At 70.7% G+C, this 22,962-nt stretch carries 20 protein-coding genes and 1 pseudogene; 9 read left to right on the forward strand and 12 right to left on the reverse strand.

The window, feature by feature from the left end:
* The first annotated feature begins 1 nt into the window (after position 1).
* The 6 genes from WME83_RS02400 to WME83_RS02425 all read left to right on the forward strand — a co-directional run bounded on the left by WME83_RS02400 (position 2) and on the right by WME83_RS02425 (position 8,291).
* A complete protein-coding gene (locus WME83_RS02400) occupies positions 2-742 on the forward strand; it encodes a LysR substrate-binding domain-containing protein (protein WP_437317643.1) in 741 nt (246 codons plus the stop codon).
* 114 nt (positions 743-856) lie between these two features.
* Positions 857-1,930 (forward strand): zinc-dependent alcohol dehydrogenase family protein, encoded by a 1,074-nt coding sequence (locus WME83_RS02405; RefSeq protein ID WP_437317644.1) that lies wholly within the window; start codon positions 857-859, stop codon positions 1,928-1,930.
* Positions 1,931-2,071: 141 nt separating this feature from the next.
* Positions 2,072-2,539: an SDR family NAD(P)-dependent oxidoreductase gene (locus tag WME83_RS02410; RefSeq protein WP_437317645.1), complete on the forward strand. Its 468-nt coding sequence runs from the start codon at positions 2,072-2,074 to the stop codon at positions 2,537-2,539.
* A gap of 670 nt (positions 2,540-3,209) precedes the next feature.
* A complete protein-coding gene (locus tag WME83_RS02415) occupies positions 3,210-4,847 on the forward strand; it encodes a hypothetical protein (protein ID WP_437317646.1) in 1,638 nt (545 codons plus the stop codon).
* Positions 4,848-4,884: 37 nt separating this feature from the next.
* Positions 4,885-7,749: a TIM-barrel domain-containing protein gene (locus WME83_RS02420; protein WP_437317647.1), complete on the forward strand. Its 2,865-nt coding sequence runs from the start codon at positions 4,885-4,887 to the stop codon at positions 7,747-7,749.
* Positions 7,750-7,853: 104 nt separating this feature from the next.
* Entirely contained in the window at positions 7,854-8,291 is a 438-nt protein-coding gene (locus tag WME83_RS02425; RefSeq protein ID WP_437317648.1) for a hypothetical protein, read from the forward strand.
* An 87-nt stretch (positions 8,292-8,378) separates the two neighbouring features.
* Here the strand turns inward: WME83_RS02425 and cobJ are convergent.
* From cobJ to WME83_RS02465, 8 genes and pseudogenes are all read right to left on the reverse strand, one after another.
* Positions 8,379-9,641 (reverse strand): annotated as a pseudogene (gene cobJ / locus WME83_RS02430) (precorrin-3B C(17)-methyltransferase).
* On the reverse strand, positions 9,634-10,773 hold the full coding sequence (locus tag WME83_RS02435; RefSeq protein WP_437317649.1) for a cobalt-precorrin 5A hydrolase: 1,140 nt from the start codon (positions 10,771-10,773) through the stop codon (positions 9,634-9,636). The pseudogene cobJ and the gene WME83_RS02435 overlap by 8 nt, the downstream one beginning before the upstream one ends.
* Positions 10,770-11,573 carry a precorrin-2 C(20)-methyltransferase gene (gene cobI, locus WME83_RS02440; RefSeq protein ID WP_437317650.1) on the reverse strand — a complete coding sequence of 268 codons (804 nt, stop codon included), beginning with the start codon at positions 11,571-11,573 and terminating at the stop codon, positions 10,770-10,772. The genes WME83_RS02435 and cobI overlap by 4 nt, the downstream gene beginning before the upstream one ends.
* Positions 11,570-12,829 carry a precorrin-6y C5,15-methyltransferase (decarboxylating) subunit CbiE gene (gene cbiE, locus WME83_RS02445; protein WP_437317651.1) on the reverse strand — a complete coding sequence of 420 codons (1,260 nt, stop codon included), beginning with the start codon at positions 12,827-12,829 and terminating at the stop codon, positions 11,570-11,572. Before cbiE ends, cobI begins: the two co-directional genes overlap by 4 nt.
* Entirely contained in the window at positions 12,826-13,533 is a 708-nt protein-coding gene (locus WME83_RS02450) for a precorrin-8X methylmutase (protein WP_437317652.1), read from the reverse strand. The genes cbiE and WME83_RS02450 overlap by 4 nt, the downstream gene beginning before the upstream one ends.
* The gene (locus WME83_RS02455) at positions 13,530-14,657 is read right to left on the reverse strand and encodes a cobalt-precorrin-5B (C(1))-methyltransferase (RefSeq protein WP_437317653.1); all 1,128 of its coding nucleotides are present in this window, start codon (positions 14,655-14,657) and stop codon (positions 13,530-13,532) included. Before WME83_RS02455 ends, WME83_RS02450 begins: the two co-directional genes overlap by 4 nt.
* Positions 14,658-14,673: 16 nt before the next feature.
* Positions 14,674-15,417, reverse strand: coding sequence for an FAD-dependent oxidoreductase (locus tag WME83_RS02460; protein WP_437317654.1), 744 nt, complete (start codon positions 15,415-15,417; stop codon positions 14,674-14,676).
* A 37-nt stretch (positions 15,418-15,454) separates the two neighbouring features.
* A complete protein-coding gene (locus WME83_RS02465; RefSeq protein WP_020465127.1) occupies positions 15,455-15,829 on the reverse strand; it encodes a DUF3209 family protein in 375 nt (124 codons plus the stop codon).
* Positions 15,830-15,982: 153 nt separating this feature from the next.
* On the opposite strand from WME83_RS02465, the gene WME83_RS02470 reads away from it, so the two are divergent.
* Positions 15,983-17,887, forward strand: a complete 1,905-nt coding sequence (locus tag WME83_RS02470; RefSeq protein WP_437317655.1) for a CASTOR/POLLUX-related putative ion channel — start codon at positions 15,983-15,985, stop codon at positions 17,885-17,887.
* A gap of 5 nt (positions 17,888-17,892) precedes the next feature.
* On the opposite strand, the gene WME83_RS02475 is transcribed toward WME83_RS02470, so the two are convergent.
* Genes WME83_RS02475 through WME83_RS02490 form a run of 4 tightly spaced genes read right to left on the reverse strand, consistent with a single transcriptional unit; the run spans position 17,893 to position 20,898 of the window.
* Positions 17,893-18,699, reverse strand: coding sequence for a hypothetical protein (locus WME83_RS02475; RefSeq protein ID WP_437317656.1), 807 nt, complete (start codon positions 18,697-18,699; stop codon positions 17,893-17,895).
* Positions 18,696-19,463, reverse strand: coding sequence for a hypothetical protein (locus WME83_RS02480; protein ID WP_437317657.1), 768 nt, complete (start codon positions 19,461-19,463; stop codon positions 18,696-18,698). The genes WME83_RS02475 and WME83_RS02480 overlap by 4 nt, the downstream gene beginning before the upstream one ends.
* Positions 19,460-20,197, reverse strand: a complete 738-nt coding sequence (locus WME83_RS02485; protein WP_437317658.1) for an ABC transporter ATP-binding protein — start codon at positions 20,195-20,197, stop codon at positions 19,460-19,462. Before WME83_RS02485 ends, WME83_RS02480 begins: the two co-directional genes overlap by 4 nt.
* Complete coding sequence (locus tag WME83_RS02490) at positions 20,194-20,898, reverse strand: TetR family transcriptional regulator (protein ID WP_437317659.1); 705 nt, start codon at positions 20,896-20,898, stop codon at positions 20,194-20,196. The genes WME83_RS02485 and WME83_RS02490 overlap by 4 nt, the downstream gene beginning before the upstream one ends.
* Before the next feature lie 179 nt (positions 20,899-21,077).
* On the opposite strand from WME83_RS02490, the gene WME83_RS02495 reads away from it, so the two are divergent.
* Together WME83_RS02495 and WME83_RS02500 are read left to right on the forward strand one after the other, a co-directional pair.
* On the forward strand, positions 21,078-21,512 hold the full coding sequence (locus WME83_RS02495; protein WP_437317660.1) for a MarR family winged helix-turn-helix transcriptional regulator: 435 nt from the start codon (positions 21,078-21,080) through the stop codon (positions 21,510-21,512).
* 86 nt (positions 21,513-21,598) lie between these two features.
* Positions 21,599-22,858, forward strand: a complete 1,260-nt coding sequence (locus tag WME83_RS02500; protein WP_437317661.1) for an FAD-dependent monooxygenase — start codon at positions 21,599-21,601, stop codon at positions 22,856-22,858.
* The last annotated feature ends 104 nt before the right edge of the window (positions 22,859-22,962 follow it).

Consider the following 22,962-nt stretch of genomic DNA (forward strand, 5'->3'; position numbering starts at 1 on the left):
GTTGCCCGTCCCGCGGCACATCCTCGAGCAGCTGCAGGAAGCCGAGAAGGCCGTCGCGGGAGAATACCAGGAGCCTCGGGGGGAGCTGACCGTCACGGCGCCGACGATGTTCGGCGAGCTGCACGTGCTGCCGATCGCCAGCGAGTTCCTTGCCGCGCATCCGAAGATCGATCTGCGCCTCTTCCTGACGGACGTGATGGTGAACGTCGTGGAGGAGCATGTGCACGTGGCGGTCCGGATCGGAGAGCTGGAGGACAGCTCGCTCATGGCGAGGCGTGTCGGGTCCACACGCTCCATCACCTGTGCGAGCCCGAGCTACCTGCGGGCATTCGGCGCCCCTCGGGCGCCAGAGGACCTGACGGAACGGGACGGCGTGACCTATCGTGGGTTCGTGTCCTCGCCCTGGCGGTACGTCCGGAGCGCCTCCCACGTGACCGCGGAGCCGCGCGCGCGGGTCGCGGTCAATTCGCCCGCTGCGGCGGTGATGGCGGCCAAGGCAGGCCTGGGGATCACGAGAGCCCTGGACTACCAGATCGCATCGGAGCTGCGAAGCGGAGCCCTCACGCCGCTCCTCGAGGCCTTCGAGGTGCCTGCTCTTCCGATCCACCTCGTCTTCTCCGGTCAGGGCCGCCTACCGCTGAAGGTCCGCGCCTTCCTGGACTGGATGGCGCCCCGGCTGCAGGCCCGGCTCGCGGCCGAAGGCGTCGGGGCGCCGGCGGGGCAGCCGAGACCAGGCGCCTAGCGGCCCGCCCAGGCGACGGCGGCCTCTCGTTTTACGAGAGGGAGCCTCACGAACTGATCCCCTGCAGCGCCGCCGGCGCGACGGCTAAGTCTCCGCAACGACGAATCGCCGTCGATGCACGGGAGGCACGAGATGATCAGTTCAGGTCTCACGACACCGAAGCCCACCGACGCCGGACAGGCGCCGCAGAAGCCGCGGATGCGGCGCTGGGAGCTCGATGCCCCAGGCGTCCGGAACCTGACGCTCCGCGACGCTCGGAGGCCCGAGCCTGGGCCTCGTGAGGTCCTCGTGAGGATCCAGGCGGTCTCGCTGAACTACCGCGATGTTCTGATGTGGGAAGGCCGCATGGGCGAGCTGGCGCACCCTCATGTGCCCGGAAGCGACTTCGCCGGGCAGGTCGTGGAGCTCGGACCGCTCGCGACGCGGTTTTCCGTCGGCGACCGGGTGGTCGGCGTCGACATCGCGGACTGGATCGACGGGGCGGCCCCGGGTCATCACACGAATACCATCGCGGTCTCGGGCCGCCTGGCCGAGTTCGCGGTGGTCAGCGAAGACATGCTCGTCGCAGCGCCCCAGACCCTCGGCCCCGAGGAGGCGAGCACGCTCTCGACGGCAGGTCCGACCGCCTGGATGGCTGTCGTGGAGACCGGGCGGGTGAGGGCGGGGCAGACCTGGGTCGTGCAGGGGACGGGCGGCGTTTCGCTGCAGTTCGCAGCAGCGCACGGGGCGAAGGTGATCTTGACCTCCAGCAGCGATGAGAAGCTGGCGTTCGGTCTGGGCCTGGGCGCGCGCGCGGGCATCAACTATCGCGCCCGTCCCCGCTGGGACCGCGAGGTCATGGCGTTCACGAGCGGCCGCGGCGCGGACGCCGTGATCGAGATGGCCGCGGGCGAGAACCTCGCTACCTCCGTCGAAGCCCTGGCCTACGGCGGAAGGATCCTGCTCGTCGGCCTTCTGGACAGCGACCGCATCTCGACCCCGGTCGGCCCCTTGCTCCTGCGTCGTGCGACGATCAACGCGATCGGCGTCGGACCCCGGCGAGCGCTGGAGGACATGATCAGGGCCATCGATAGTCTCGGGATCCGCCCCGTCGTGGCCGCGACCTATGACTTGGGCGATCTCCCGGCGGCCGTCGCCCATCTCAAAGGGGGCGCCGTCGGCAAGGTCGTCGTGCGCGTCCAAGACTAGGCGAACGATCGATCACGAGACGACCGCAGCGCAGGCTCGCGAGCCTGGCCGCGGAGGAATAGCGCTCTAGACCGCATGGCAGGCCGCAGAATGCGGCCATCTGGAGGAACAGAAGATGAGTGCCCAGACCTGGTTCATCACATGCGCGCTCGGGGGCGCGGCACGATCGTCAACATGTCTTCGATGAACGGCGTCGTCGCCATGCCCGCCCTCGGGTATTACAGCGCTTCCAAGCTCGCGCTCGAAGGCCTCACGGAGGCCTTGTCGCAGGAGGTCGCGCCGCTCGGCCTCAAGGTGATGTCGGTCGAACCGGGCGGCTTCCGGACGGGCATCGTCGAACGGAACCTCCGGAGCCCGAGGATCGACGCCTATGGCGCCACCGCCCACGCGGTCATGGACCTGCTGGTGAACGATAAGGACGGCTCACTCGCGCCAGGTGATCCCGTCCGGATGGCGGACATCCTCGTCCGACTCGTGGATTCTGGAGAGATGCCCCAGCGCCTCAGCCTCGGCGCGGACAGCTGGACAGGCATCATGGCGAAGCTCGATGCGCAGCGCGCCGAGTACGAGGCCTGGAAGGACGTATCCCACAGCACGTATTTCTCGTGATGGAGCGAGCCCGGGGGCCGCACGTCGCGCGCCGGCGCGATGAGCGGCTTCCCCGGGCGGCTCGCGCGGCGCCGCTGCGCAGGTACGCCTGAAGGATCCCGAGCGCCGTCCGGCGCCCGCCGGGGAGCGGCGCCCCGCGCCCATGTCCGGGAGGGACGCAGCGCGTCCGGGAGGGACGCGGAGGCGGCGCCAGGAAGCCCCCTCGACGCCGCCGTCCCCCCGCGCGCTCTCGCATCGCCCGCGCGCGCAGGGGCATTCCCCGCAGCCCGCCTCATTTTTCACGAGCGGCATACATCATGCAATTCACCGCGTGCGTGGCGCGCTGGGCTCGGCGCCTGGTGCCCGCCCGACAAGGTCCGCGAGCGCCTCGCGCGCGCACGGATGCGCCGCGCCCGCGCAGCCTTCTCCGACGCCGCTGTCGGGTCGAGGTCGTGCGGTGGGCATCGATGGATGTGCCCATCGTCGCGACGGGCATGTCCATCGCCGGGATCTTCATGAATTCGAACGAACAACGGCTCATCGAGCTTCATCTGCAGCACGAGCCCCGAGCGCCCGACGCCGCCTGAGGCCGAGGTCCTCGCAGATGGCACCGCGGCCCCGCGCGTCGCTGCGCCCCGCCTCCTGCCGGATCTGCGCCTGTCACCGGACCGCTCGACGAAAGGACACCCTGATGCTCTCAAGGAAGATAGACAGATCCGTCGTTGCCCTCGCATTCGCCGCGGGCCTCTCCGCGTGCGGAGGCGCCGCGCAGACCTCCACGAACCCTGGCGCCTCGTCGGCGGGAAACGGCGCCAGCGGCCCGCAGGTCCTGGCCTCGCAGCCGTCGTCGCCGGCGGACCAGCGCCAGTCGACGACGGTGCAGGCCGCGCCGGCGCCGCGGCCGCCCATCCTCGTCACGGGCTTCACGGACGTCACCGCCAGGTTCACCGACAACCGTCCGAAGCTCCAGTCCTTCGCGTTCGCCCGGTTCACGAACGATACCCAGTACTGGATCTTCATCGCCGGACGGAACAACGGATTCCACGGCTTCAAGAAACCCGACGAGGACTTCCCCGCGACGAACGCGAACACGAAGATCTGGGTGATCAGAGATGTCTATGGCAGCCCCACGGTGTACTCGATGGATGTCGCTCAGCTTCCATCGAAATTCGACCCGATCAAGCCGCAATGGATGTCGTCGAATCCGCTCTTCTACCAGGACTACTCGAGCGGCCTCCTGTACATCGCGGGCGGTTATGGACCGGACATCGACGGGACATACAAGACGTTCCCCATCCTCTCTGTCGTGGATATCGGGGATCTCGTCTACGCGGTGACGGGCAATGACCCACGCAGCCTCGGCAACTCGATCGCCTACGCGAGCTCACCGCTCGTGCAGTCGACCGGCGCCGAGATGCTCAAGCTCGCGGACGGCAATTTCTACGTCGTCATGGGCCACAACTTCCAGGGCAAGTACAGCGATTTCATCACCAATAACCAGCAGAACACCGCAAAAGCCTCGCAGACGTACCTGAAGGCGATCAACCAGTTCCGCGCCACCCCGAACTTCACCGCCGGCACCATCGCCCTGACGCCGGGAAAGGTGTTCAGCAACGCGGATCAGTTCGGGCGGCGCGATCTCAACGTGGCCTACACCGTGATGCAGGACGGACAGGCGGGGATCGGGGCCTACGGCGGTGTCTTCACCCCGAACCCGGTGCAGCTCAACTATCACTTCCCCATCTACCTGGGCCCGGGCCAGGGCACGCAGACGCCGATCATCGACACCAGCTACGAGCAGAAGATGAGCGCCTATTCGTGCGCCAAGGTGGTGCTCTACAGCAAGGCCAAGCAGGCGACCTACACCACCTTCTTCGGCGGCATAAGCCGGTGGCGCTTCGACTACACGATCAACGAGTTCGTGGAGAACGCGCGCATCGGCGACCCGAGCGTGCCCAACTTCAGCGACGGAATGCCCTGGATCAACAGCATCACCACGCTCGTGCACACGTGGACCAGCCCGACGACCGGAACGACGTCCGAGGTCGCACAGCCCGCGACCACGCTGCCGGGTTACCTGGGCAGCGAGGCCCTGTTCATCCCGCGCACCAAGGGGAGCCCGACCCTCAACGTCTACCAGCAGGACATCATCGATCTCGACGCTCTCCCGAAGGGCACGCCGTTCTCGCTCGGATACCTCTACGGGGGCGTCGTGGCGATGCCGTCCAAATTCTATCAGGGGGTGCAGGTCGACTCAGGGAAGACGCCGAACGCGATCAACGACAAGATCTACGAGGTATTCGTACAGATACCCACAGACTCGAACTAGTGCGTCAACGAGAAGAGGAGATAGAGAGGTCGTTCTCATGAACTATGAATACGTGCAGGTCAACGCCTTCGTGCCGAACAGCACGAGCGGCTGGAGCTCCTTCGCCGACGTCGCGTCCTACGAGCGAACGAGCTCGGGGACCGGCTTTCTGCTCCGCGACAGCGACGGTCGGGTGCTCCAGCTCGCCTTCCTGTCGCCGACGGCGCTCCGGGTCCGCTTCAACGCGGGCGCGGAGGGCTATGACGACGACAGCCCGTCGTACGCCGTCGTCAACCGGAGCCTCGGCCCGGTGACGCCGCGGGTCGCCGCCGATACGACCGCGCTCTTGACGATCGACACGGGCGCCATGCAGGTGAAGGTGCAGAAGCAACCCTTCTCGCTCGCGATCTACCGCGACGGGCAGCTCATCCACGCCGACGCGACGGTGAGCGGCGCGAACAAGGGCCTGCTGTACGTGGAAGGCCAGCCGGCCGTCGCGTCGATCAAGGTCGCCCCGGAGAACGCCGTCTACGTGGGGCTGGGCGAGAAGGCGGGCTCGCAGCTCAAGAAGAACGGCTTCTCGATGACGTTCTTCAACTACGATAATTTCAAGTACGGGGGCACCTCGGTCATCCCCGCGCCGCCCGCCGAGGGCTGCGGCGGCCCCCTGAACCCCAGCGAGCCGCTCTACAACTCGATCCCGCTGCTCATCGAGGTGAACCCGAGCCCGACGGGCGCGTACGCGGGGCGGCCGTACAGCTACGGCATCTTCCTCGATAACCCTGCGCAGACCTACGTCAACATCGCCGCGGACGTGGAGACGGTGTACCCGTCCTTCAGCATGCAGGGGATGTATTACTTCGGGGCGCTCTACGGAGACCTGGACTATTACTTCCTCCTCGGCGACGGCGTCCCGTCCGTGGTCGACCAGTACACCCAGCTCACGGGGCGGCCGACCATGGTGCCGAGGTACGTGTTCGGATACCACCAGGGCGCCTACGGCTACTACAGCCGCGAGGTGCTGGAGCAGGTCGCGCAGTCGTTCCGGGACGCGAGCTTCCCGATCGACGGCCTGCACATCGACGTCGACTTCCAGAACAACTACCGCACGTTCACGAGCAGCGACAAGAAGTTCCCGAACGTCTCCGAGATGTTCTCCCAGCTCGCCGCGCAGGGCTTCAAGTGCAGCACGAACATCACGGCGCTCGTGACGTGCAACCCCTACGATGAGGACGGGAAGACCTACGACGAGGGCGGCCTCCGCTACGCTACCCGCGACGAGGGCCTGGCGAACGACTACTTCATCTTCAATACGCGCGTGAACCAGGGGGCGAGCCCCCAGCAGTTCATCTCCCAGGAGAACTACGGGGTGAACTACGGCCTGAACCCGTTCACGTCCCCGCCCTTGCAGAAGGACTCCGAGGGATACACGCCGCTCATCTCGTGCGGCTTCTACCCGAACCTGGGCGACCCGGCCGTGCAGGCCTGGTGGGGCCAGCAGTACGAGGGCCTCCTCTCCGCTGGCCTCGAGATGATCTGGCAGGACATGACCTGCCCTGCCATCGAGTACGATCGCACGCCGCAGGCTGGCGAGTACGTCCCCTACGAGCAGCTCCTCGACTTCAACACGAGCGACCACGACGACTCCGATGAGGTCAAGACGCTGCCGCTGGATCTCATGATGGTGGGCCCGGACGGCAAGACCTATCAGCCGCACGCGCTCCTTCACAACGGGTACGCGCTGTCCCTGTGCAAGGCCACGTTCAACGGCATCAACGCGCTCCGGCCGGGGCGGCGCAACTTCATCATCGCGCGCGGCGGATACGCGGGCGTCCAGCGTTACGCGGCGCTGTGGACCGGCGACTCGGCGTCGAGCTGGGACTTCTTGAAGATCAACATCCCGGAGGTGCTCAACCTCGGCATGTCGGGCGTGCCCATCTCGGGCTGCGACATCGGCGGCTTCGCCACGGGCTCGGGCTCGACGCAGGAGGGCTACGTGACGGATCCGGCGCTGTTCGTGCGCTGGATGAACGTCGGCGCATTCCTGCCCTGGTACCGCAACCACTATGACCACTACGAGAAGTGGTACCAGGAGCCCTACAACTACGGGGAGCCGTACCTGTCGTATTGCCGCAAGTACGTCGAGCTGCGCTACCGCCTGAACCAGGTCTTCTATGACGCGATGTACCGGGCGACGCAGACGGGCATGCCCATCTGCCGCGCCATGTTCCTGAACTTCCCGGACGACGTCGAGGTCTACGACCACCTCGACGACCAGTTCTTCCTGGGAGACTTCCTCCTGATCGCGCCGATCGTGGACGAGGGGGATACGCGAACCATCTACCTGCCGCGGGGCGCGGACTGGTATCCTTTTCCCGAGGAGGGCGCGCTCGGCGCCAAGGTGGCCGGCGGGACGAACATCGGCGTGACGTCCGGGACCACGCCGTACCATGCCCCCCTCGGCGTCGTGCCCATCTACGTCCAGGCCGGGGCCATCCTGCCCATGCGTGAGCTCGAGCAGTGGGTGGGCAAGCTCCCGCAGAACATCTTGACGATCACGGTCTTTCCGGGGCCGAGCTCGTCGTACGCGCTCTACCAGGACGACGGGATCAGCACGGGCTCGTCCTACCGCCTCTCGGCGATCACGCAGGAGACGACCGCGGCGAGCCGCAGCGTCCGCGTGACGCGGAAGGTCGACCGATACACGCCGCCCGAGCCGTACTACTACGTCGCGCTGCTCGGCGTGACGGCGGCGCCGTCGAGGGTGACGGCCGGCAAGGCCACGATCCCCTTCGTGGCGGATGCCTCGAGCCTGTCGGCGTCCGCCTCGAACGCCTATACGTACGATGCGACCACGGACACGGTCACGGTGAAGATCTTCGACACCTCCGCGGACATCACCGTGAACGCCGCGCTGGCCTGACCGGCGCGGCGGCGAGCAACGGAATTCACGGGCCGGGCGGGAGGCCAGCGCGCAGCTGGCGCTCGGCAGCACCAAACCACGTCTTTTCATCGAAGGAGAACATCATGTCCGTACCGTCTGCAAGCTTTCAGATCAACGGCAGCCGCGGGTCGTATACCTTTCAAGTCCTCTCATGCAACCCACAGCAACCCGTCAGCTTCATGCTTCCGAATCAGACCTATGATCCGAGCCGGCTGCAGGACAGCGGGGATATCGGCGTCATGGGGAGCATCCGCATCATCAACGTCACCACCTTCCCTCGAATCGCCATACCGTCCACCTGGAACCAGAACCCCATCAAGCTGATCATCTCCACTGTCACCACGGGTGAAGGTGATTATACCGGAAACTCAGCCGTGCTTTACGGGTACTACCTCGGCTACGGCGGGGATGGGCTCGGGTTTTATTTGAACCAGGAGCAAAGCACCACGGCTGGTCAATATGGTCGCTCGGGGATCGACTGCGGGATCAACAACTCGACGCGGAGTATTTTCCTGCCCTGAGCCGCTGACGGCGCGCAGCGGGCGCTTCGATAGCGACCTCGCGGCGCTCAGCCTGCGCCACCGCCGCGAGGTCCAGAGAGAGGCGGGCTACAGGCAGCGCAGGACGTTGTCCCGCACGAGCTGCCAGATGGTCTCGGGGATGTCCCCGAGCCACCGCGCGTCCCGCTCGACCGGCGCCTCGGCGTCGTCGAGCGGGTCATCCGGGCTGTAGACGAGCCGCCAGAGCCGCTCGCTCACCGAGCCGTTCCGGTCGATCACGAAGCGCTGCACGAGCTTCTTCGCGAGCGCCTCGCCCTCGACGTCGAGCAGCAGCACCGGCGCCGCCACCTTGACCTCACGCAGCGGCTTCAGGCGCAGATACGCCCCCTTCACGAGCTCCGCCTCGTCCGGCGGCTCGAACCCCGCCTCCCGGAAGTTGACCGGCGCCTTGGTGTTGCCGACGAGGTAATACTCTCCCTGGGTCTCGGCGAGGATCGCGCCGCCCAGCCTCCCTACGCGTGCCATCTAGACCTCCTCCGCGGTGACGCTCTCGTCCGAGAGCACGAGCGTGCGCCCCGGCGTCTGGCCCGGGAGCGCTTCCCCATCCCATGTGTACTTGTTGGTATACCCGCGCGGCGTGACCATGTACCCCTCGAAGACGAAGGTGTTGGTCGACCCGACGAGCACCGTGGTCAGCATCCCGATCTCGTAGTCGAGGAAGTGATCGAGATCGGTGAGCACCGCGCTCTCCAGCTTGCGATACGCGCTCTTCACCAGCGCCACCGGCGTCGTGCCCGCCCGGTGCTGGCGGATGATCTCCTGGGCGCGCACGATCTGGCGCGTGCGCCGCCCGCTCGCCGGATTGTAAAGGCCGATGACGAAGTCGGCGGACGCCGCCGCCTCGAGCCGCCGCTCGATGACCGGCCACGGGGTCAGGAGGTCGGACAGCGAGATGGCGCAGAAGTCGTGCCCGAGCGGCGCGCCGACGAGCGATCCGCACGCGTTGAGCGCGGTCATCCCGGGCACGAGGCGGAGCTCCGGCGACTCGCCCCGCTTCCAGCCGATCTCCTCCAGCACCTGGAAGACGAGCCCGGCCATGCCGTACACCCCCGCGTCGCCCGACGAGATGATCGCCACGCGCCCGCCGTCCCGCGCCCGCTCCACCGCGGCGCGCGCCCGGCCGATCTCCTCGGTCATGCCGGTCTTGATCACCTCCTTGCCCTCGATGAGGTGCTTCACCAGCCGGATGTACGTCGTGTACCCCACGATGAGATCCGACGCGGCGATCGCCTCGAGGGCGGCGCGGGTCGCGTGCTCCTCGGCGCCGGGGCCGATCCCGACGATCGACAGGACTCCTTTGCTGTCACCCATGGCTCTCCTCGACGTTGCGCTTCGCGAACGGGACGCGCGCCACGGCGAGCGTCATCGACCGGCCCACGCCGGGCTCGGTGTAGGCCCGCTTCGGCACGAGCAGCTTCGCGGCCCCCGCCGCGCGCAGGGCGGCCGGCTCGGCGACGCCCCGGGCGCCGATGTGCTTCTTCACCGTCTCCGACGGGTTCTCGATCCCCTCGGTCGCGTCGAGCTCCTCGGCCGTGAACGTCACGAGCGGCCACCCCCGCCGCGCCGACAGCGCGAGCAGCGCCTCCTCGTCGGCCTTCTTGTCGATCGTCGCCAGCGCCTTCACCGACTTCGCCGACAGCCCGTGCTCCTCGAGCAGCCGGTCGACCCCGCGCTCCACCATGTCGAGCGGCGCGCCGCGGTCGCAGCCGACGCCGAGCACCAGGCTCTTCGGCCGGTAGACGACGGCGCGCTCGACGACCTCGGGGTGCGAGCGCCCGAGCTCGCGATCGCTCGCCACGAGCAGGATCTCCCACGCGCCCGGATCCACGCCGTCGAGCGACGTCGCGTAGCGCACGCCCGGCGGGAGCGGCGAGCCCTCGGGCCAGAACGAGGGCTCGCCCGTCTCCTGCACGAACAGCACGGGCGCGGCGTTCACGACCGCGGCGCAGCCGCGCGTCACGTTGCGGTCGGGGTCGTCGAGCGTCCACCCGAGCTCGCGGCCGAGGATGTCGACCGTCAGCGTCCCGATCGCGTCGGACGCCGTGGTCACCACCGGCTGCGCGCCGAGGAGCGCGGCCACCTTCTCGGTGAACGCGTTGCCCCGGCCGACGTGGCCGGACAGCACGCAGATCGAGAACCGGGCCGCGTCGTCGACGCACACGACCGCCGGATCGACCTTCTTGTTCTTGAGCAGCGGCGCGATCATGCGCACGACGGCGCCGACGCTGATCACGAACACGTGGCAGTCGTAGGCCGTGAACGCCTCGGTCAGGAGCGGCCCCATCGGCAGCGGCAGCGGCTTCGCGCCCTCCGGCGCCCCGCCGAAGAGCTTCTGCGACACGTAGAGATCCGCGCCCGGCAGGCCCGGGACGAGCTTGCGCGCGATGTCGATCCCGTGGCGCGTGATGGCGTAGACGGCGTAGGGCTTGCGCTCGGGCGTCACGGGGCCTCCGGCTCTTCGTTCAGGCTCTTGTCGAAGCTGCCCGGCAGCGACGCCTCGGCCTCGCCGACGAGCAGCCCGCTCCGCTCCCCGCGCGTGACCACCACCATGGCGAAGCAGTCGCCCCGCTCGCCCTGCGCGGCGCGCAGATCCCGCACGATCCGCTGCTCGGGCATCGTCGCCTTGGAGACGAACACCGCCCGATCGAGCAGGCCCGCCCCCGTGAGCGCCTCGGTCACCTTGGGCATCTCCGAGCCGATCTTCATCAGGACCACGGTGTCGAAGCGCCGGAGCACGTCGGTCAGGTCGTCGACGCCGTACGTGGCGGGGAGGATGGCGATCCGCTCCTGCCCGTCGGCGAGCGAGAGCCCGCTCACGGCCGGGACCGCCGTGACCGAGGTGACGCCGGGGACGACCTCGACCTCGAGCCCGGGGAAGCGGCGGAGCGCCTCGCGGCGCACGTAGACGAACGTGCTGAAGAGCGACGGATCGCCCTCGGTGGCGAACGCGACGGACAGGCCCCGCGAGAGCCGGTCGCCGATCTTGTCGACGGCCGCGTCGACGTAGGGGCGGACGCGATCCGGGTCCTTGCTCATGGGGAAGGTGAGGAGCAGCCGCTCCTTGTCCCGCTGCTTGCCGACGACGGGCTCGAGGATCCGGTACGCCATCGACGCGCCGAAGTCCGAGCTGCGGGGGAGCGCGAGCACGTCCGCGCCCTCCAGCACGCGCACGGCGCGCAGCGTGAGCAGGTCGGGCGCGCCGGGGCCGACGCCGACGCCGTAGAGCTTGCCGAGGCCGCTCACGGCGCCTCCGGGGCGCTCGCCGCGGGCTTCGTCGCGGCGAAGACGTGGATCGGGTTCAGCGCCTCGTACCGCATGTAGCGCGCCAGCGGGACGCCGCGCGAGACCGAGAGCAGCGTGACCTCGGGGTCGAGCCCCCGCGCCCGGAGCGCCCGGTACGTCTCGGCCACGTTCTCCATCGTGATCGCGTTGACCACGAGCCGGCCGCCCGGCCGCAGCCGATCGAGCGCCGCCGTGATGATCTCTTCCATGCTCCCCTTGCTCCCGCCGACGAACACCGCGTCCGGATCCTCGAGCCCCGCGAGCGCCTCGGGCGCCCGGCCCGCGATCACGCGCACGTTGTCGACCCCGTGCGTGCGGACGTTGTCCCGGCAGATCTCGACGCCCTCCGGGTCGACCTCGACCGCGTAGACGCGCCCGAGCGGGCAGAGCATCGCCGCCTCGATCGAGACCGACCCCGAGCCGGCGCCGACGTCCCAGACGACCGCGTCGGGGCGGATCGCCATCGACGCGATCGAGAGCAGGCGCACCTCGCGCTTCGTGATGAGGCCGTTCTTCGGCATCCGCTTCGCGAACGCGTCCTCGTGCAGGTAAGGGACCGCGGGCGGCGGCCGCCACGCCGGATCGCTCCGGAGGAGCAGGAGCACGTTCAGCGGCCCGATGTCCTCGCACGCGGCGAGCGCGGCGAGGTCGAACGCGCGCACGCGCTCGCCCGCGCCCGCGAGGCTCTCGCAGACCCACGCCTTCCAGCCGGCGTCGCCGTGCTCGAGGAGCCGCGCCGCGAGCCGGGCCGGGCCGTTCTCGCCGTCGGTCAGCACCGCGACCTTCGAGAGCCGGCGGAGGCGCGTGGCGAACCCCTCGGGCGAGCGGCCGTGGACCGAGACGAACGCGGCGTCGTCCCAGGCGATGCCCGTGCGCGCGAACGCCCACTGGACCGAGCTCAGGCTCGGGATGATCTCGACGTGCTCGCCGCCGAGCTTCCGGACGACGAGCGCGCCGACGCCGAAGAACAGCGGATCGCCCGAGGCGAGGATGCACACGTTCTGCTCGGCCGAGAGCGCCTCCACGCGCTCGAGCGCCGCGGACAGGCCGCCCTTCAGGGCGATCTTCTCGCCGCGGAACTGCGGGAAGAACTCGAGGTGCCGCTCGCCCCCCACGAGCACCTCGGCCCGGGCGACCGCGGACGCGGCGCGGCTCGACAGGCTGGCGCACCCGTCGTCGCCGATGCCGACGACGGTCACGGCGCGGCGGGCGCTCACCGCGCCCCCTGCGCCGGCTCGCCCGCCGGAGCCGGCGCCGCCTCGGCCGAGAGGAGCAGCAGCGCGTGGACGATCGCCACCGCGATGGGGCTGCCGCCCTTGCGGCCGCGCGCGACGATGGAGGGGAGCCCGGACTCGAGCAGCGCCTCCTTGGACTCCGCCGCCGACACGAACCCGACCGGCACGCCGATCACGAGCGCCGGCCGCGCCCCCTCTTCCCGCGCGAGGCGCACGACCTCGAGCAGCGCGGTCGGCGCGTTGCCGATCGCGACGATCGCCCCGTCGAGGAGCCCGAGCCGGTGCGCCTTGCGCATCGACTCGATCGCGCGGGTCGAGCCGGCCGCCGACGCGGCCTGGATGACGTCGTCGTCCGAGATGAAGCAGTGGATCTTGCAGCCGTACGACGCGAGCCGCTGCTCGTTCAGGCCGACGCCGATCATCTTCACGTCGACGAGCACCGGCGCGCCGCCCCGGAGCGCCTCGATCCCCCGCGCGATCGCCTCGGGGTGGAGCCGCATGAGCGACGAGAACTCGAAGTCCGCGGTCGCGTGGATCACGCGGCGGACGACCTGCCACTCCGCGTCCGGGAAGCCGTGCGCCCCCGCCTCCTCGTCGATGATCGCGAAGCTCTTGTCCTCGATGCGCCGCCCGAGCGCGGTCATCTGCCGCATGTCGTTCACCGCGCGCGCCTCCTCACCGCTCATGGCTCCTCCGCTCTGTCTCTGCCGGCGCCCTCGGCCGGGTACCGGCCGAGCAGCGCCCCGTTGAAGTCGACCAGGCAGGCGTGCACCTCGAGGCCGCCGCCCGCGTGGCGCGAGGTGTGCTCGACGACGCGCCTGCAGATCCCCCCGGCCACGCCCGTGAGCCCCTCGCGCTGGCACAGCTCGAGCACGTGCCGCGCGGTGTTCGCCTGCCGGATCTCGGCCGCGATCTCCGGCCGCGCGCCGAGCTCCTCGGCGATCTGCGCGAGCAGCTCCATGCTCACCTCCGAGCCGGCGGCGTGCGTCATCATCTTGCCGTCCGCCATCTTCGAGAGCTTGCCGATCATGCCGACGATCACCGCGCGGGCGATCCGCCGCCGCGCGGCGTGGCGGACGCCGGTGCCGATGAAGTCGCCCACCTGGATGAACGCGTCCTCCGGGAGCTCCGGGTAGAGCTTCATCGCGTACGCCTCGGACTTGCCGCCGGTCGTCAGCGCGAGCGTCGCGATGCCGCGCTCGGCGGCGACGTCGATCGCCTGCACCACGCTCGCGCGGAAGGCGGCGGTCGAGTACGGCTTCACGATCCCGCTCGTCCCGAGGATGGAGATCCCGCCGATGAGCCCGAGGCGCGCGTTGATGGTCTGCTTCGCCATCTCCTCGCCCTGGGGGACGCTGATCGTGACCGTGGCGCCGGCGAAGCCCGAGCCCTCGAGCTCCTCGAGGACCATCTCGGTGATGTTCCGGCGCGGCACGGGGTTCACGGCCGGCGCGCCGACCGGCAGCCCGAGCCCGGGCTTCGTGACCACGGCGACCCCGTCGCCCCCGCGGATCTCGACGCCCGGCTCGCGGCGGAGCTCGACCTCGGCGACGAGCTCGGCGCCGTGGGTGCAGTCCGGATCGTCGCCGGCGTCCTTGATGACGCTGCACGTGGCGCGCGGCCCCTCGCGGTCGCAGCGCTTCAGCGGGAAGGTCACCCGCTGCCCGTTCGGCAGGGTCGTCTCGATGGCGTCGACGGCCGCGCCGCGCGCGAGCACGCGCGCCGCCGCCTTGGCCGCGGCGGCCGCGCACGCGCCCGTCGTGAACCCCTCGCGCTGCCCTTTCGGGTCTCTCGGCCGGACCTCTGCCATCCAGGATCCTGAGCGATTACGCGGACTTCTTCAGCGGGTTGTTGAAGAAGCTCTCGAGCAGCACGCTGCCCTCCGGCGCGCCGAGCGCGGCCAGCCGGTCGCGGAGCGGGTAGATGACGGCGCCGTCGCCCGCGCAGAGCGCGGCGTCGTAGGGCCCGGCCGCGAGCTCTCGCACGCGGTCGCCGACGAGCGCGCACGCGCGCGCCGGCCGCTCGGGGTGGCCGACCGGGAGGAAGCCGCCGAGGACCGTGAGGCGGGCGCGCTCGGGGAGGCGCTCCCGGACGAACCGCTCGGACACGAAGGTGTCGTCGGACTCGACGAGCCAGACGAGATCGAGCTGCGCCGCGCCGGCCGCGGCCGCGCCCCGCGCGACGCCGAGCGCGGCGGTGATGCCGGTGTCGGTGGCGACGACGAGCGCGCGGCCGGAGAAGCCGTCCGGGAGCCGCAGCTTGCCCCAGGGGCCGCTCCACTCGAGCTCCGCCCCGACGGCAATGTCGTTGAGCACGTTCGACCCCGGGCCGGCGCCGATGCGCTTGATCGCGATCTCGACGCTGCGCTGCTCGGCGTCGCTCGAGAGCAGCGAGTAGGCCCGCTTCGCGAGCTTGCCGCCGGGCAGGGTGACCCCGGTGTTGATGATCACGTACTGCCCGCCGGCGAAGCCGAGCGCGGCGCCGTCGACGCGCTCGATGCGGAGCAGCCGCGCCCCGTGGCCGAGCGGCTCGGCGTGGACGATCCTGATCTTGGCGCTGCCCTGGGCCATGGGTCTGCTCCTGCTCCTGCTTCAGCTCCTACCCCGATTACTCCGCCGGGTAGATCTCGTGCACGAAGTCGTGCATCTCCTCGAGCTCGCGGTAGAGCCGGCCGAGCCCGTCGACCTGGGCGCGGAGGTCGAGCTCGACCTGCTTCGTGAGGATGAGGAGCGAGCGCAGGTAGGCGATCTTCTCGTCGCCCGCGGGCGTCTTCGCGACCTTCTCCTGGAGCTCCGCGAGCGACCCCTCGAACAGCCGCGAGAGGCTCTTGAGGTCCCCGGCGCGCAGCATCGCCGAGATCGGGCCGGGCGCCTCGGCCGCGGGGCCGAGCTCGGCGAGCTCGTGCGCGCGCTCGGCGGGATCGTCGATGCCCAGGATGTTCATGAGCCCCAGGCGAAGCGCGGCGATTTCGTGACAGGCCATGTCGGCTCCCTCCTAATCCGCCCCCTCCTACCAGCTAGGGAAGAGGGCGGGAAGGAGCAGGCGGGAGGGCCCGTGCGGGCGCTTCGACGGGCGCTCGGTCCGTGCTAGGTGGGCCGGCGCCGCGCGCCCAGCGAGCGCGGCGCTCGCGCGCCCATGCAGAAGATCACCCTCCTCGATCGCCTCCGCTACCGCTTCGATCTCACCATGGCGAAGGGCGCGCCCGCGCTCATCGCCTGGCTGTTCGTGCTCTCGACCGCCATGGTGGTCGTGTTCGCGGCGATGGTCGTGGCCCTCGGGCTCGCCCCCGACGGGGAGGACGGCGCGCCGGTGTCGTTCCCCTCCGCCCTCTGGATCACGCTGATGCGCGCCCTCGACGCCGGCACCGTCGCCGGCGACACGGGCAGCCGCGCCTACCTCGCCGCGATGTTCGCCGTCACGCTCGGCGGCATCTTCATGGTCAGCATCCTCATCGGCATCATCACGAGCGGGATCGAGGACCGCGTGGCCGAGCTCCGCAAGGGCCGCTCCCTCGTCTGCGAGGAGGGGCACACCGTCATCCTCGGCTGGTCGCCGCAGATCTTCTCGATGATCCAGGAGCTCGCGATCGCCAACGAGAGCCGCCCGCGCGCGGCCATCGCCGTGCTCGCCGAGAAGGACAAGGTCGAGATGGAGGACGAGATCCGCGCGCGCGTCGGGTCCACCGGCAAGACGCGCGTGGTCTGCCGCACCGGAAACCCGTGTGATCCCGCGGACATCGCCATCGTGAACCCGGACGCGGCGCGGTCGATCATCCTGCTCTCGCCCGAGCAGGGGAACCCGGACTCGCAGGTGATCAAGTCGATCCTGGCGCTCACCAACAAGGCGGGGCGCAAGAAGGGGCGCTACCCGATCGTCACGCAGATCCGCGACCGGCGGAACCTCGACGCCGCGCGGCTCGTGGCGCGCGACGAGGCGGCGCTCATCCCCACGGAGGACGTGCTCTCGCGCATCACCGTGCAGACCTGCCGCAGCGAGGGCCTCAGCGTGGTCTACGGCGAGCTGCTCGACTTCAAGGGGCACGAGATCTACACGCGCGAGGAGCCCGCGCTCGCGGGCAAGTCGTTCGGCGAGGCGCTCTTCGCGTACGACGACTGCGCGGTCATCGGGATCCGGCTTCGCTCGGGCGAGGTGCGGCTCAACCCGCCCATGGACGCGCGGATCGAGGCGGGCGACGCCGTCATCCTCATCGCCGAGGACGACAGCGCGATCGGCGCGCCCTCGAAGAAGCCGCCGAAGGTCGACGAGCGGGCGATCCGGGACGGCAAGCCCGCGGCGCCGAAGCCCGAGCGCACGCTCCTCCTCGGCTGGAACCGCCGGGCCGCGGCGTTCATCAACGAGCTCGATCACTACGTCGCGGAGGGCTCCGAGGTCACCGTCGTCGCCGACGTCCCCGACGCCAGGGAGCAGCTCGAGGCCGACTGCGGCGAGCTCCGGAACCTCGCCGTGAGGATCGAGCGGGGCGACACGACCGACCGGCGCACGCTCGACCGCGTGGTGGGCGCCTACGATCACGTGGTGACGCTGAGCTACTCCGACGCGCTCGATCCGCAGGAGGCCGACGCGCGCACGCTGGTCACGCTGCTCCACCTGCGCGACATCGAGGCGAAGCGCGGCCAGAGCTTCAGCATCGTGAGCGAGATGCTCGATCTCCGGAACCGCGAGCTCGCCGAGGTCGCGCACGCGGACGACTTCATCGTGAGCGACAAGCTCGTCAGCCTGATGCTCGCGCAGATCTCCGAGAACCGGGACCTCGCCGCGGTCTTCGAGGACCTGTTCGACCCGGAGGGGTCCGAGCTGTACCTGAAGCCGGCGCGCGACTACGTGCGCCTCGCCCGCCCGGTGACGTTCGCCACGATCGTCGAGTCGGCGCGGCGCCGCGGCGAGGTCGCGGTCGGCTACCGCCTCGCGGCGCAGGCCGACGACGCGGCGCAGGCCTACGGCGTGAAGGTGAACCCGAGGAAGCGCGCGTCGCTGACGCTCGGCGAGGGCGACAGGATCATCGTCCTGGCCGAGCAGTAGCGGGGTCAGCGCGCGTCGGCGCGCTCGAGGAGCACGCCCGCGGCGGCGATGGCGAGGGCGGCGAGCGGGACCGCGAGCGCGAGCGCGACCGGCCCGAGCCAGGCCGAGGCGGCGTCGTTCCAGAGCAGCGACGCGAGCACGACCGCGTCGCGGAGGCCCTCGCGCGCCTCGAACGCGTCGGGCCGGTACATGAACGCCGCCGTGGGCAAGAGCGGCGCGATCCATACGGCCGACGCGACCAGGAGCGCGTGGAAGCCGTCGCGCATCCGCGCGAAGAGCGGCAGGAGCGCCGAGAGCAGCGCGATCGCGAGCGCGACGAGGGCGAGGCCGGCGCCGAGCGCGCCCGCCGCGCTGACCCTGTCGTTCGCCGCGATGTGCGGCGCGACGGCGAGCGCGGCGCAGGCCGCGACCGCCGCGCCCGCCCCGGCCCCGGCGAGCAGCGAGGGCGCCGTGCGCGCCGCGAGGAGGACGCGGGCGCGGATCGGCTTGGCGAGCAGGATCTCGAGCCGACGCTCCTCCCGCGCGGCGACGGTCGCGTCGAGCAGGCCCGACAGGGCGACGAAGTAGGCGACGAAGTAGACGGCGAGGAGATCGTTGAGCAGGAGCACGGCCGCCATCCCCTCGATGCGGAAGGCCTGCTCGAAGAAGCGGACGATCTGCGCCGGCATCCGGACGAGCAGCGCGTGGCTGCCGAGCACCACGAGCGCGCCGGCGACGGCCGCGGCGAGGGAGGTGCGGCGCGGGGCGCGGCGCGCCTCGAGCGCGAAGTAGCCGCGGAGCGAGCCCGCGGCGGGGGCGGTCGCCCGGGTCATGCTTCCATCCTCCGGACGCCCGCGGCGCCGGCCGCGATCAGGAGGGCGGCGAGCGCGGCGAGCGCGAGCATCGGCGGGCCGAGCACGGAGGGGCCGAGGTCGTCGAGGCTCCCGAGGCCGAGCGCGCCGAGGGCGATCGGGTTCAGGAGGGCGATGGCCCGCCAGGCGGGCTGGTAGAAGCCGATGAGCGCGAGGCCCACGAGGCCCCCGAGCGTGGCGAATCCGATCAGCGCCGAGGCGCCGCGGTGCTTCACCCACGCGGCGATGGCGGCGGACAGCGCGGTCGCGAACAGGGCCGCGAAGGCGTGGAGCGACATCGCGCCGAGGAAGCTGCCGGCGCGGAAGCCGGGGACGCGCGCCGCGAAGTAGACGGCGCCGGCGAGCTGGGTCGCGGCGTGCAGGGTCAGCATCACCGCGCACACGCTCAGCGCGCGGAGGGCGAAGTACCGCGGGAGCGAGAGCGGCTTGCTGGCGAGGAGCGGCAGCACGCCGGCGTCGCGCTCCCGGAGCACGACGCCGCTCGCGAGCACCGCGGGGAGGAAGGCGATCACCTTGTTCATCACCAGGTCGATCCACACGTACATGAAGATCGGGAACGGCCCGGCGTCGCCGAGCCAGGCGGCGATGGCGGCGCGCACGTGCTCGGGCGGGCGCTCGAGCAGGACGGGGACCGCGACCACGGCGTAGGCGAGCATCGCGGCGCAGAGCCAGGTCTTCCGCTCGCGGAGCGTCGCCAGGTAGTCGAGCCACAGGAGGCGGATCACGCGGCCTCCCGGCGCACGAGCGCGAGGTAGAGATCGTCCATGCTGCGCGCGCCGTGCGCGCCCTTGAGGCGCTCGACCTCGTCGCAGGCGACGAGGCGCGAGCGGTGCATCACCGCGACGCGCCGGCAGAGGGCCTCGACGTCGGAGAGGATGTGCGACGAGAACACGACGGTGACGCCGCGCTCGCGCGCGAGCTCGCGGAGCAGCTCGAGGAGCTCGTGGCGGCCGAGGGGGTCGAGCCCCGAGGTCGGCTCGTCGAGCAGGAGCACCGCGGGCTCGTTGATCAGCGCCTGGGCGATCCCGACCTTCTGGGCCATGCCGGTGGAGAAGCCGCGCAGGGGGCGGTCGGCCTCGCGCTCGAGCCCGAAGCGGCGCACGAGGGCGTCGGCGCGCGCGGCCGCGACGTCGCGGGGCAGCGCGAACATCGCGGCGACGTAGTGGAGGAACCCGCGCGCCGTCATGTCGGGGGGCAGCGCGTACGAGGCGGGCAGGTAGCCCGCGCACCGTCGGACCTCGAGCGTCTCGCGGACGACATCGCGCCCGAGCACGCGCGCGGACCCCGAGGTCGGCCGGGTCAGGCCGAGGAGCATGCGCAGCGTGGTCGTCTTGCCGGCGCCGTTGTGCCCCATGAAGCCGAAGATCTCGCCCGGCGCGACGGTGAAGCTCACGCCGTCGACGGCCGTGACCTCCCCGAAGCGCTTGCCGAGCGCGTTCACCTCGATCGCCTGGTTCATCGCTTTCTCCCTGCGCGCGATGCGGTCGCGCGGTGTGTCGTGGAGACCGTGGTCGTGGCGGCCGCCGCGGGGCGCGCGGCGAGGCCGGCGCGGAAGATGTCGGCGATCGCGTCGAGCGCGCGCTCGCCGGCGAAGTTGCCGAACGACGTGACCAGCCCGAGGTGCTGCGGCGCGAAGCGCAGCACGCCGAGCACGAACGGGATCGCGTCGCGATCGACGTCGGGCCGGATCTCGCCGCGCGCGATGCCCTCGTCGACCCAGCCGACGATCTGGGCGACCTGCGCCTTCGCGGCGGCGGCGCTCGCGGCGTCGTCCTGCGGGCGGAGCGCGCGGAGGTCGGGGTCCTCGCGGAGGAGCTTGCCGAAGAGCGGCTCCGCGGCCTGCTGGCGGTAGGCGAAGCGGAGGGTCTCGACGAGGCGATCGAGCGGCGATTCGAGGCCCATCACCTCGGCGGCGAAGCGGGCGCGGATCGCGGCGAAGGCCTGCTCGACCACCTCGCGCAGGAGAGCCTCCTTGTCGGCGAACTCGAGGTAAAGCGCGCCCTTCGCGCAGCCGGCCTCGGCGGCGACGGCGTCGAGGTTCACGCCCTTGAAGCCGCGCTCGGCGAAGAGGCGCCTGGCGGCCTCGAGGATCCTGGCGCGACGGGCAGGGTCGCGGGGCTTTTCGGGGCGGCGGACGGGCACGATTCGTATATGACTCAAATGAATATTCTGGTCAACTTAGACAAATCGCGGGTGAGGCGAGCGCCGGAGCGCGGGGGGTGAATGTGCGCCGTCGGTGGAGCGGCGGGCGGCCCGGCTCGTGCGAGGCGGCTCCGGGATCCTCCGCGAGCTGCGGCCGGCTTGTTTGGCCGATATTCGTATGCTACGAACTTCGTACGATGTCGGGCGCCTCGGAGACCGAGCAGCTGAACGCGGCGCTCCACGTGCTGCTGCTGCGGCTCAACCTGGCCCGCCTCGATCTCTGGTCCGACAAGCTCGCGGGCGTCGGCTACCTCGATCTGCACGCGATGTCGTTCGTCGAGGAGAAGCCCGACCACACGCTCGCCGAGATGCGCGCGTACCTTCAGGTCCCGCAGAGCACCCTCACGAGCATCCTCGATCGCCTCGAGCAGCGGGGCCTCGTGCGGCGCGGCGTCCACCCGACCGACAGGCGCTCCTACCTGATCGAGCTCACCAAGAAGGGGGTCGAGCTCCAGCGCGAGCACCACCGCGTCGAGCGCCTGATCATGCGCAAGATCCTCGACGCCCTCCCGGACGCCGGGGAGCGCGCCCAGTTCGTCGAGCTGTTCCGCAAGATCGCCAGCAAGGTGTGAGCCGCCGCGGAGGGGCCGCGGCGGCTCTCTCGTGCGCATTTGTACGATATTCGTAATTTACGAAAGATGTAAAATAGGAGGTTCGTATGTCGAAGCCGCGGGTGAGGGTCGCGATCGTCGGGGGTGGGATCGGCGGCTTGACCGCCGCGCAGGTGCTCCTGCGCGCGGGGCACGAGGTGACGTGCTTCGAGCGGGCGGCCGAGCTCCGGGAGGTCGGCGCCGGCATTCAGGTGGGGCCCAACGCCGCACGGGTCCTCCACCGCCTCGGCCTCGCGGAGCCGCTCGCGAAGGTCGCGGTGCAGCCCGTCGCCATCGAGATCAAGCGCTGGGACACGGGGAAGGTGCTGAGCGCCATCCCCGGCAACCCGGAGATCTCGCGGCGCTACGGGGCGCCGTACTACACGATGCACCGCGCCGATCTGCACGCGGCGCTGCGCGCGGGGGTGCCGGACGCGGCGCTGCGCCTCGGCGCCCGGTGCGTGGGCGTGACCCACGGGGAGCGGGAGGCGATCGCCCGCTTCGCGGACGGGTCGACCCACGCGGCCGATGTGGTGATCGGCGCCGACGGGATCCGGTCCCAGATCCGCCGCAGCCTCAGCGACGACGCGCCGCGCTTCTCGGGGCACGTCGCCTGCCGTGTGCTCGTCCCCGCCGCGAAGGTCCAGGCCCTCGCGTCCCCGCCCACGGTGCGCATCTGGCTGGGGCCCGGCCAGCACATGGTCTGTTACCCGGTGTCGGGCGGGAGCCTCCTGAACCTCGCCACCGCGATGCCCTCGCGCTCCCCCGGGGCGGAGTCGTGGATCCGCGAAGGGCGCCGCGAAGATGCCCTCGAGAGGGTCGCCGGCTGGCACGAGGATCTCCACGCGATCATGAACGCGGCCGACGGGACGCTGGAGCTGCCGCTCTACGACAGGGCCGCCCTCGCTCGACCCGGTGAGGGGCGGGTCACGCTGCTCGGCGACGCCGCGCACCCGATGCTCCCGTTCTTCGCGCAGGGCGCGGCGCAGGCGATCGAGGACGCCTGGGTGCTCGGGCGGTGCCTCGAAGGGGTCGCCCCCGAGGGCGTGGCGGGCGCCCTCCGCCGCTATGAGCAGGCGCGCGCGCGCCGCGCGGCGCAGATCCAGCGCCTGTCGGTGCGCAACGGGAAGCTCTTCCAGCTGCCGGACGGCCTGCGCCAGCGGGGGCGCGATCTCCTGCTCAGGAGGCTGTCGCTCGAGAGCTTCGACTGGCTGTACGGCTACGACGTGACCTCCGCGCCGCTCGATCCGGAGCGCAGGAGCGACGGAGGCTGGGGATGGTGGATGGGCCGCAGCGCGCCGAGCCCGCGGATGCCCGAGGCATCATGAGCGACCGGCGCTGCCGGATGCCGAAAGGGGGCCATCCGCCCGCGCGGGCTTGAAGCGCGCATCGCGCCGGGGCGCGGCTCCTCGGCGCCCTGCCTCGCCCCGCC

Source organism: Sorangium sp. So ce385 (assembly GCF_051474135.1).
GTDB classification, from domain to species: Bacteria; Myxococcota_A; Polyangia; order Polyangiales; family Polyangiaceae; genus Sorangium; species Sorangium cellulosum_D.

What these genes read in the sequence shown, in the direction of transcription:
- WME83_RS02495 (WP_437317660.1), top strand. Translation starts at nt 21,078, where the DNA reads ATGTCGGGCGCCTCGGAGACCGAGCAGCTGAACGCGGCGCTCCACGTG.
- WME83_RS02405 (WP_437317644.1), top strand. Translation starts at nt 857, where the DNA reads ATGCACGGGAGGCACGAGATGATCAGTTCAGGTCTCACGACACCGAAG.
- WME83_RS02455 (WP_437317653.1), bottom strand. Translation starts at nt 14,657, where the DNA reads ATGGCAGAGGTCCGGCCGAGAGACCCGAAAGGGCAGCGCGAGGGGTTC.
- WME83_RS02465 (WP_020465127.1), bottom strand. Translation starts at nt 15,829, where the DNA reads ATGGCCTGTCACGAAATCGCCGCGCTTCGCCTGGGGCTCATGAACATC.
- WME83_RS02460 (WP_437317654.1), bottom strand. Translation starts at nt 15,417, where the DNA reads ATGGCCCAGGGCAGCGCCAAGATCAGGATCGTCCACGCCGAGCCGCTC.
- WME83_RS02485 (WP_437317658.1), bottom strand. Translation starts at nt 20,197, where the DNA reads ATGAACCAGGCGATCGAGGTGAACGCGCTCGGCAAGCGCTTCGGGGAG.
- WME83_RS02410 (WP_437317645.1), top strand. Translation starts at nt 2,072, where the DNA reads ATGCGCGCTCGGGGGCGCGGCACGATCGTCAACATGTCTTCGATGAAC.
- WME83_RS02470 (WP_437317655.1), top strand. Translation starts at nt 15,983, where the DNA reads ATGCAGAAGATCACCCTCCTCGATCGCCTCCGCTACCGCTTCGATCTC.
- WME83_RS02420 (WP_437317647.1), top strand. Translation starts at nt 4,885, where the DNA reads ATGAACTATGAATACGTGCAGGTCAACGCCTTCGTGCCGAACAGCACG.
- WME83_RS02415 (WP_437317646.1), top strand. Translation starts at nt 3,210, where the DNA reads ATGCTCTCAAGGAAGATAGACAGATCCGTCGTTGCCCTCGCATTCGCC.
- WME83_RS02450 (WP_437317652.1), bottom strand. Translation starts at nt 13,533, where the DNA reads ATGAGCGGTGAGGAGGCGCGCGCGGTGAACGACATGCGGCAGATGACC.
- WME83_RS02500 (WP_437317661.1), top strand. Translation starts at nt 21,599, where the DNA reads ATGTCGAAGCCGCGGGTGAGGGTCGCGATCGTCGGGGGTGGGATCGGC.
- WME83_RS02425 (WP_437317648.1), top strand. Translation starts at nt 7,854, where the DNA reads ATGTCCGTACCGTCTGCAAGCTTTCAGATCAACGGCAGCCGCGGGTCG.
- WME83_RS02475 (WP_437317656.1), bottom strand. Translation starts at nt 18,699, where the DNA reads ATGACCCGGGCGACCGCCCCCGCCGCGGGCTCGCTCCGCGGCTACTTC.